Source organism: Polaromonas sp. P1_G2, assembly GCF_056405515.1.
The window spans coordinates 1-9,275 of the sequence record NZ_JBFUBY010000171.1; the positions used below are offsets into that span (position 1 = coordinate 1).

At 63.8% G+C, this 9,275-nt stretch carries 11 protein-coding genes; all 11 read right to left on the reverse strand.

The window, feature by feature from the left end; genetic code table 11:
• Positions 1-151 precede the first annotated feature (151 nt).
• The gene (locus AC1D0P_RS16875) at positions 152-559 is read right to left on the reverse strand and encodes a GFA family protein (RefSeq protein WP_477677804.1); all 408 of its coding nucleotides are present in this window, start codon (positions 557-559) and stop codon (positions 152-154) included.
• A 133-nt stretch (positions 560-692) separates the two neighbouring features.
• A complete protein-coding gene (locus AC1D0P_RS16880) occupies positions 693-1,217 on the reverse strand; it encodes an SLOG cluster 4 domain-containing protein (protein WP_477677805.1) in 525 nt (174 codons plus the stop codon).
• Between the two features lie 85 nt (positions 1,218-1,302).
• On the reverse strand, positions 1,303-1,614 hold the full coding sequence (locus tag AC1D0P_RS16885) for a hypothetical protein (RefSeq protein WP_477677806.1): 312 nt from the start codon (positions 1,612-1,614) through the stop codon (positions 1,303-1,305).
• 107 nt (positions 1,615-1,721) lie between these two features.
• On the reverse strand, positions 1,722-2,468 hold the full coding sequence (locus AC1D0P_RS16890; protein ID WP_477677807.1) for a tetratricopeptide repeat protein: 747 nt from the start codon (positions 2,466-2,468) through the stop codon (positions 1,722-1,724).
• Positions 2,469-2,702: 234 nt separating this feature from the next.
• A complete protein-coding gene (locus tag AC1D0P_RS16895; protein WP_477677808.1) occupies positions 2,703-3,176 on the reverse strand; it encodes a SixA phosphatase family protein in 474 nt (157 codons plus the stop codon).
• Position 3,177: 1 nt separating this feature from the next.
• Positions 3,178-5,274 carry a polyphosphate kinase 1 gene (ppk1, locus tag AC1D0P_RS16900; RefSeq protein WP_477677809.1) on the reverse strand — a complete coding sequence of 699 codons (2,097 nt, stop codon included), beginning with the start codon at positions 5,272-5,274 and terminating at the stop codon, positions 3,178-3,180.
• Positions 5,275-5,324: 50 nt separating this feature from the next.
• Positions 5,325-6,452, reverse strand: coding sequence for a glycosyltransferase family 4 protein (locus AC1D0P_RS16905; protein WP_477677810.1), 1,128 nt, complete (start codon positions 6,450-6,452; stop codon positions 5,325-5,327).
• A complete protein-coding gene (locus AC1D0P_RS16910) occupies positions 6,449-7,312 on the reverse strand; it encodes a UDP-2,3-diacylglucosamine diphosphatase (RefSeq protein ID WP_477677811.1) in 864 nt (287 codons plus the stop codon). Before AC1D0P_RS16910 ends, AC1D0P_RS16905 begins: the two co-directional genes overlap by 4 nt.
• Positions 7,312-8,178, reverse strand: a complete 867-nt coding sequence (locus AC1D0P_RS16915; protein WP_477677812.1) for a GNAT family N-acetyltransferase — start codon at positions 8,176-8,178, stop codon at positions 7,312-7,314. Before AC1D0P_RS16915 ends, AC1D0P_RS16910 begins: the two co-directional genes overlap by 1 nt.
• 136 nt (positions 8,179-8,314) lie before the next feature.
• Positions 8,315-8,572 (reverse strand): hypothetical protein, encoded by a 258-nt coding sequence (locus tag AC1D0P_RS16920; RefSeq protein ID WP_477677813.1) that lies wholly within the window; start codon positions 8,570-8,572, stop codon positions 8,315-8,317.
• Positions 8,573-8,780: 208 nt separating this feature from the next.
• Complete coding sequence (gene arsC, locus AC1D0P_RS16925) at positions 8,781-9,215, reverse strand: arsenate reductase (glutaredoxin) (RefSeq protein WP_477677814.1); 435 nt, start codon at positions 9,213-9,215, stop codon at positions 8,781-8,783.
• Positions 9,216-9,275 lie beyond the last annotated feature (60 nt).

The window sequence follows — 9,275 nt, forward strand, 5'->3', positions numbered from 1 at the left end:
TCGCAGCTCTCGCAACCCTGACTTCGTTGGCGTAATAGCCGGTGGCGACAATCAGGGCAAGTGCACCTGCACCTGAGAGCCATAGGATCACGCGAATGATGGCTTGACCGATCTTCATGTTGTGGCTGACGTCATTCTGCTTAGCGCCTGCTCATTGGGGAGGAAACTCAGGATAGCGAGGCAATTGGTCCGCGACGTGAAGCCAGGGCAAGCGCTTGGACTCCCAGTAGTGAAAAGTGGGAGGAACCAGGCTTGGTTCATCGAGGCTGCCGATCGTCAGGTCRATGAGCCCTGGGATGTACTCTGCCGTGAAGCAGATCTGCGTCCCGCAGTGAGCSCAGAAACCGCGCTTTGCACCCGGCGATGATTCATAGATCGTGGGTGGCGTCGCGAGAAACGAGACCTGGGAGAGCTCATACATTGCCCAGGCGACTGCCGGCGCCGCATTGGCTCGCCGGCACATGGTGCAGTGGCAGAATGCAGCCATCACCGGATTCCCTGAGATGCGGTAGCGGACTGCTCCGCATTGGCAACCACCTTCAAGCTTTTGATCTGGCATGGGCACTCCTGGCGGCGCCTAAAGTGTAAATGACCCGGATCACGACATTCTGCAGCGAAGCTAGCTCCTGCAGTTGAAACCCCGCAATGCTCCCTTGCAGTCCGCCTCCCGCTTGGCGGACCAGTTCCCCAAGTCAAGCCGCACTCTTGACCAATCCAAGACTGCGCAGATTTTCCTGCAACTCAGCGATGGTGCTCCACGGCAGGATCGGGGAGTTCGCTCGCTCGTCGGGAGGGTTGGACGGCAGTTCATCGGACCACCCGCCGCAGCCGACCAGCGGAAGCAGCGGCCGTTTGTGCAGCCAGGCCAGGTGAACCTCGGATTTGGTGCCCGCGCGGCCGCCGATGACGATACAGGCATCGCCGGCAAGGGCCATCAACAGATTGCGGGCGTCCCCCATGCCACAGGGCAGCACCACCGTGGCGGGCCAATCCGGCCCAGGCATCTCATCTGGAGGCACGATGCTGAGCACCAGGCCGTTCGCCTGAATGGCGCGCTCGGCAGCAACCCGGGTTGCGGGGCTGCCGCATCCGCTCACCACGGTGATGGCCAGTTTGGCCAGCGCCTCGCCGGCCTCGCCGGCGAGCTCGTAGGCGCTGGAACCGGGCTCGGCGCTGCCGAGTACGCAAACCTGGGGTTTTCGATGAGGAACGATCATTGTGTGACGAGTTTACGACCTGACGTTTGAGATAAGGGGAGGCATGACCCGCCTTACCGGGGAACGCCCTCCGACTCAGCGCTGCTCACCATGGCACTCCCAAGCGGCCCGAGCTGAACTCTCGGAATAGCAGTGCGATAGCCACGATGGCGGCGAGGACCGAATAGAACACCACTCGCTTACGCCGGCGTTTGCTTTCGCACTCATAGCATTCGAAGTAGGTGCCGGCATCCTCACCGGCGATACGATCGACCATGACCCGAACTGATCTTGGCGAGAACAGCGAGTCGGCGCTCTCGCGCTTGAGCGAACCATACATCGGACCAAAGAACTGCCGGCACCGACGGCAGCCCCGAAGATCCTCTTGAGCCAGTAATTCTGCAATGTCGTCGCTCATCGGCGTCTAACGTGAAGATGGCCGGACCACCAATACACGCGGCGAAGCCGCAGCCTGCGGTTGTGGGCCTGCGTCGATTGACAAGTTAAAAGGCACGTCGGCGTACTTCATTGGGCAACTCCCATGACCCGGAGAATCTTGACAAATGCCTCATCCTCCGACCACCTTGGGTCAGCAGCCTTCCGTCGCTTGGCGAGAGCGAGCGCCTCCGGAAAGCGCTTTGATCTATCCAGGGCGTATATCGCTTCATTCATTCCCCAAGCTTGGCGCAGTACAGCCGGATCGCGATCAATCGCCTCCTGCGCATACCGAACGCAAAGTGCATCTTGCGCGGCATGGTAGGCAGCGACAGCATTGTTCAGGTAGAGCACAACTATCTGCCCGTTTGATTTGGAAATCGCCAGGTCGCCGTATTTGATGGCCTCCGAAAATTGCTTCGAATCCATCAAGACCCGCTGCATAAGATACGGCCCGCCGTGAGAGTTCGGATGAAACTCAATGAGGCGCGTTGCGACTGCTTTGGCGTCCCCCAGCCGAGACTGTCGAAGGTGGATGTCACCCAGGCCGAACAGCAGGCCTTCGTGACGTGGATCGATTTGGAGCCCGGCGGTAGTAATTGCGCGCGCCTTTTCTACGTCACCCAACTCAAAGTACTTTCTGCCAAGGCGAGATAGATAGGTCGTATCCCGAAGGCAGTTCCGTCGCGACTGCTCAAGGCGCGCAGCGGATGCAGAGTTTGGCAGTGACTTCGCCTCCTGCCACGCGGCTTCGCAGTCAGCCTGCGCGTGGGCCGCATTCCAAAAGAGCGCGGCGGCTACAGCGAACAACGGAATACGAGGCGTGACGATCGACATTGAGGAATGCTCCTTAACGTTTGACTTGAGCGGCGCTATCAGGTTTCCGCTTGCTGGACCAGGCCGGGGAGCGGGTTCGGTACTTGCACTATAGCCTTGGCATCAAGAGAATTTGGCTATCCCGGGTCGGTTTTTTGTCCGCCGGCATGGTCGCAACGGCCACATGATGCATCCGCGAGACAAGAGCGAGCGCGAGGGAGATGCTTTCCTCGCGATGCCGGCCCGCACGCCAGTTCAGAGCACTTCCGGCGACTGCACCGTCACCACCACGGTCTGGTTGTGGCCCTCGCGGTCGCGGCTGCGCAGCCACCAGAGCGCACCCTTCTTGACGGGACAATCGCTGGCCTGCRGGCCCAGCAGCTGCGCGATGGTTTCGCCGAGGATGGGCTGGTGGCCCACCACCAGGATGGGCGACTTGGCGGTCGGCCACTGCACCAGTTCCAGCAACTGCGCGGCCGTGGCATCGGGCGCGAGTTCGTTCCTGATCTTGTATTTGCGCCCCAGCGCCAGCGCGGTCTGCTCGCAGCGGCGCGCCGGGCTCACGAAGATGCGCGCGCCTTCGGGCAGCTGGCGGTCCAGCCAGTTGGCCATGCGGGCCGCCTGCTTCTCGCCGCGTGCCGTGAGCGAGCGCTCCAGGTCGCTGCCTGCCTGTGGATCACCTTCTGGCCAGTCTTCCGCTTCCGCATGACGCCACAAGATGAGGTCCATGTCATTTGTCCTGGTGTTGGGGGGCGGTGTAGCGGGCCATCAGGGCCGCTTGCGCGCCGTGGCGCGGCAGGTCGCCCTGCGGGCTCACGCGCAGGTAGCTGCCGTCGGGCTGCAGGTCCCAGGCATCGCGCCCGTCGTGCAGGTAGGCCACCAGGCATTCGTCGATGATGCGCCGGCGCAGCACCGGGTCGGTCACCGGCCAGGCCAGCTCCACCCGGCGCAGCATGTTGCGGTTCATCCAGTCGGCGCTGGAGAGCAGCAGCGTTTCCTCCTCCGCGCAGCGGAAGTAGAAGACGCGCGAATGCTCGAGAAAGCGGCCGATGACGGAACGCACGCGGATGTTGTCGGTCACGCCGGGGACTTGCGCCGGCAGCATGCAGGCGCCGCGCACGATCAGGTCTATCTTCACGCCGCGCTGCCCTGCCCTCACCAGCGCCAGCATCAGGTCCTCGTCGGTCAATGCGTTCATCTTGGCGACCAGGCGCGTGTCCTTGCCCTGCAGAGCGGCTTCACCCAGCGCGTCGATTTTGGCGATCAGCTTGTGGTGCAACTGGAACGGGGCCAGCAGCAGGTGGTGCAGCTTGGGCAGGCGGCTCTGGCTGGCCAGGTGCACGAAGACGTTGTCGATGTCGGCCGTCGTCAGCGGGTCGGCCGTCAGGTAGCTCAGGTCGGTGTAGAGGCGCGCCGTGCGCGGGTTGTAATTGCCGGTGGAAAGATGCGCATAACGTACCAGGTGCCGGCCTTCGCGGCGCGTCACCAGCAGCATCTTGGCGTGGGTCTTCAGGCCCACCACGCCGTAGACCACCTGCGCGCCTATCGATTCCAGCATCTCCGCCCAGTTGATGTTGGCCTCTTCGTCAAAGCGCGCCTTGAGCTCCACCACCACAGTCACTTCCTTGCCGCGCCGCACGGCTTCGCGCAGCAGCACCATGAGTTCCGAATCGGCACCGGTGCGGTAAATCGTCTGCTTGATCGCCAGCACCTGCGGATCGTTGACGGCCTCGCGCAGGAAGGCGAGCACGCCCTCAAAACTCTCGAAGGGCTGGTGGATGGACACGTCGCCCTGCTTGAGCCGCTCAAAGAAGGACTGGCCGGGCAGCAACTGCGTCGGGTAGCAGGGGCGATAACTGGGGAACAGCAGCTTGGGGTCGTTGACCAGGTCCACCAGTTGCGTCAGCCGCACCAGGTTTACCGGGCCGTGCACGCGGTACAGCGCCAGTGAAGGCAGGTTGAACTGCTTCAGCAGGAAGTTGGCCAGGTATTCCGAGCAGCCCGCCGACACCTCCAGGCGCACGGCCTGGCCGTAGTGGCGCTGCTCCAGGCCCTGGCGCAGGGCGGTGCGCAGGTTCTTGACGTCGTCCTCGTCGACCGCCAGGTCGGAATGGCGGGTGACGCGGAACTGCGAAAACTGCCCGACCTCGCGGCCGGGAAACAGCTCGGCCAGGTGCGCGCGTATCACGCTGGAGAGCGACACGAACAGGCGGTCTTCCTTGTGGTGGCCGCGCGTCGGCATGTGGATCAGCCGCGGCAACACCCGCGGCACCTTGACGATGGCGATGTCGTTCTCGCGGCCGAAAGCGTCGTGGCCGCCCAGGCGCACGATGAAGTTGAGCGACTTGTTGGCCACCTGCGGGAACGGGTGCGACGGATCCAGCCCGACCGGGATCAGCAGCGGCCGCACTTCCCGCTCGAAATACTCCTTCACCCAGCGCCGCTGGGCCGGGTTGCGCTCACCGTGCGAGACCACGCGTATGCCCTGGCGCTCAAAGGCCGGCAGCAGGTCATCGTTATAGAGGGAGTACTGGCGCGCCACCATGTCGTGCGCGGCGGCCGACAAGGCCTTGAAAGACTGCACCGAATAAGGCGCTTTTTGCTCACCGGCCTGCGCCGCCGTCAGGTGGGGTGCGGTGCGGACTTCAAAAAACTCGTCGAGGTTGGACGACACAATGCACAAAAACCGCAGCCGCTCCAGTAGCGGCACGTCGGGGCGCTTGGCCCAGTCCAGCACCCGCTCATTGAAAGCAAGAATGCTGTGGTCGCGGTCCAGGAACTGGACGCTTGGCGCGGCAGCGGCCACCGAGGCGGGTGAAGTGGGCATCAACAAGGCATTTACGTGTCATTAGTAACAAGTCACAGTGTTGACGTGTTTCATGACAGTGGCGTGACAGTACTTTTGACTGATGGTGCACCGGCCTGAAAAGGCTGGCAAGTACTGCCCTTGCTGATGTCGGGGTTGAGTTGGGCGCTGTTTTTACCCGCAATTACCAGGAAAGACTCGAACAATTGCGCCGCATGGCTCCAGCTGAAGTCCAGCGCGCGCTGCCGCGCTTCATGGCGCGGCACGGCCAGCGCACCGTAACAAGCTTGTTGCAAATCTTCGTTCATGACACCGCCGTGACAGCTTCCGTCGGTTTTTCCCAGCACTTCCAGCGGGCCGTCGACCGGATAGGCCGCCACCGGCGTGCCGGCGGCCATGGCTTCGAGCATCACCAGGCCGAAGGTTTCCGACCGGCTGGGAAACACAAACACGTCAGCCGCGGCGTAGACCTTGGCCAGTTCGTCCCGGGCCAGCACGCCCATCCAGCGGACCTGGGGATAACGCTGCTTGAGCGACTCTTCGAGCGGGCCCACGCCGCACACCACCTTGGTGCCCGGGATGTCCAGCTTGAGGAAGGACTCGATGTTTTTCTCATACGACACCCGGCCCACAAACAGCGACACCGGACGCAGCAGCGTGCCCATGGGCGGGTGCAGGCGCGGCTGCGGTTCGAAGCTGAAGAGATCCGTGTCCACGCCGTGCGTCCAGCCGCGCAGGTTCTTGAAGCCGCGTTCTTCCAGCATGCGCAGCACGCCCTGGGTGGGCACCATCACGCCCGACGAAGGTCTGTGGAAATGGCGGAACAGCGCGTAACCCCAGGACAGCGGGATCTTGAGCGCCGCATGCAGGATTTCGGGGAATTTGGTGTGGAAGGCCGTGGTGAAACGCAGGCCGCGCTTGAGGCAATAGCCGCGCGCCGCCCAGCCCAGCGGGCCCTCGGTCGCAATGTGGATGGCTTCGGGCTGGAAAGCGTCGAGCTTTTCGGTCAGCCCCCGCTTGGGGCGCACCGCCAGGTCGATGCCGGCATAACCCGGGCAAGGCCGTGTCTTGAAGAGGTTGGGGTGTATCACCTCCACCTGGTGGCCGAGTTCCGCGAGCTCGCGCACCAATTCCACCAGCGTGGTGACGACGCCGTTGACCTGCGGTTGCCAGGCGTCGGTGACCAGGGCGATCCTCATGCGACCACCGTGGAAGCGGCGTGGCCGCGGCCCTGCGTTTCGTGGGCCGGCGCCCAGTGCACCAGCTCCAGCGTGCCGTCGAAGTTTTCGACCAGCGCGGTGCGGCTTTCCACCCAGTCGCCGTCGTTGCAATACAGCACGCCGTTGATGTCGCGCATCTCGGCGCGGTGGATATGGCCGCAGACCACGCCCTGGTGGCCGCGCCGGCGCGCCTCGTTGGCGACCGCTTCTTCAAAGTCGGTGACGTAGTTGAGCGCGCTCTTGACCTTTTGTTTCAGGTAGGCCGACAGCGACCAGTAGGGCAGCCCCATGCGGGCGCGCAGGCTGTTCAGGTGGCGGTTGAGTTTGAGCGTGAATTCATACAGGTTGTCGCCCACGTAGGCGAGCCACTTGGCGCACTGCACCACCGCGTCGAAGTAGTCGCCGTGGATGATCCACAACTGGCGGCCGTCGGCGGTGGTGTGCACGGCTTCATCGATGACCTCGATGCCGCCGAACTGGTTGCCGATAAATTCACGCGCAAACTCATCGTGGTTGCCAGGCACGTAGATGATGCGGCAGCCCTTGCGGGCGCGGCGCAGCAGCTTCTGCACCACGTCGTTGTGCGATTGCGGCCAGTACCAGCGGCGGCGCAGCTGCCAGCCGTCCACGATGTCGCCCACCAGGTAGAGGTTGTCGCTGGGATGGGCCTTGAGGAAATCCAGCAGGGCCGCCGCCTGGCAGCCGGGCGTGCCCAGGTGGATGTCGGAGATGAAGATGGTGCGGTAGCGCTTGCGCAGCGAGTCGTCATCGTCGTGGTCGTCACCGCCCCCGCCGAACCCGTTGCCCAGCGCCCCCATGGCGTCAAACATGCTTCGCATCAGGCCTCCGTGGCGTTGCCCGGCAGCGGTTTGCCGGAGAAATGCTTGAGGTAGCGCGGCGGCAGGTCCGCGATGCGCATCATCATGGGCAGGTCGGCCGAGTTGAAATCAGGATCCCAGGCCGGCGCGCCCAGCACCTTGGCGCCCAGGCGAAGGTAACCCTTGATCAGCGCGGGCGGCTCCACGTCCAGCGTGTCGTCGAGCTTCTCCACGGGCAGGGCCAGGCGCGGCGTGACGCGGTACTCGATGGCGGCCAGGTGCGTCTCGCGCACCTGGCGCCAGATGCTGGCGGCCGCGTGGCCGTTGGACACGCCGTTGTGCTGCATCGGGATACTGGCGCAGCCGATCATGGTGTCAAGCTGGTTGCGCGACATGAACTCGGCCAGCGCGCCCCACAACGCCAGGATGACGCCGCCGTGGCGGTGGTCGGCGTGCACGCAGCTGCGACCCAGCTCGACCATGCGCTCGCGCAGCGCGCGCAGCCGCGTCAGGTCGAATTCGGTGTCGCTGTAGGTGCTGCCCACGCGCTTGGCCTGGGTCGGCGTGAGCACGCGGTAGGTGCCTATGACTTCCTGGCTGTCGGCATCGCGCACCAGCAGGTGTTCGCAGTAGTCGTCAAACAGGTCCACGTCGTGGCCGGGCAGCGTCTTGGACAGCGTGGCGCCCATCTCGAGCGCGAAGACCTGGTACCTCAGGCGTTGCGCCTGCCGGACCTCGTCCTGGTGCCGGGCCCAGCTGACCGAGATTTTCCCCACGGGAGCCCTTTGAACAGCGGCTGGACCGACAGCATGACCGCTTTGATGAAGTGACCCCCGTGGCATTGCGACGGGCGACAATGCAAAGGTGGGATTGGGCAGTTCTTTCATGGCTAACTCCTTGTTTCCTGTGTCTCGACAACTTCGGTTTTGACCAGCTTCAGCAAGCTCACTCACTTACTCACTTACTCACTCGGACTCGCGGTTTTTCCGCCTGTAAAAAAGCCCCATCAAGGGGCTTCGACACTCAATCACCAGCGGCCAGCGAAACCGCCTTGCCGCGCCGCCCCAGCCCGGCCATCAACGCCGGCCGCGCGTTCGACAACCCTTCCAGCCAGGGCCGGGTGCCGGCCTTGAAGCGCAGGCCGCCGGGACTGTTGGCCAGGGCCTGGGCCGTGCAGCGCAGGATGCGCAGGCACTGCTTGTTCAAATCCTGGATGCCGGCGCCCAGGCTGCGGGCCGCGCTGGCGTCCTGCCTGTCATGTGTCTGTGAGTGGAGTCCCATCGGGTGCTCAGTCATGCTGGTCATGACGAGATTCTGGGAGTGGGGGGTGACGCGTTCGTGTCAGTTCAATGGCAGTTGTGTGACACGCCGCGGCAGGCCTGGAGAAGTGGCTGGAAAGCCACAGGCCGGGGAGGAAACGGAAGGGAAATCCGTGGGGAAACAACAGCGCGCGGGCCCGCGCGCTGGGGCAAGGCAATAACGGTCGGGACTAAGGCCGCGTGATGCGCTCGCCGCGCTCATTGATGACCTGTTCGCCGTCTTCCTTGCTGAAGGCGCTGCGCTGCGGCAGCGGCAGGATGTCGAGCACCGCCTCCGAAGGACGGCACAGGCGCGTGGCCAGCGGCGTGACCACGATAGGCCGGTTGATCAGGATGGGGTGGGCCAGCATGGCGTCCACCAGCGCCTCATCGCCCTGCCCGTCCAGGCCGAGCTCCTGATAGACAGCTTCCTTTTGCCGCACCACGTCACGGACCGGCACGCCTATCTGCGCAATCAGCTCTCGCAGCGTTTCGCGCGTGGGCGGGGTCTTGAGGTATTCAATGATGTCCGGCTCAATGCCGGCATTGCGGATCAGCGCCAGCACATTGCGCGAGGTGCCGCATTGGGGGTTGTGGTAGATCGTGACCTTGGGGGCGGATGGCATGGGGTTTGACTCCTGGTGAGTGCAGTTTGAAGGGCGTAGTTTGCATCAATTCAATAATTC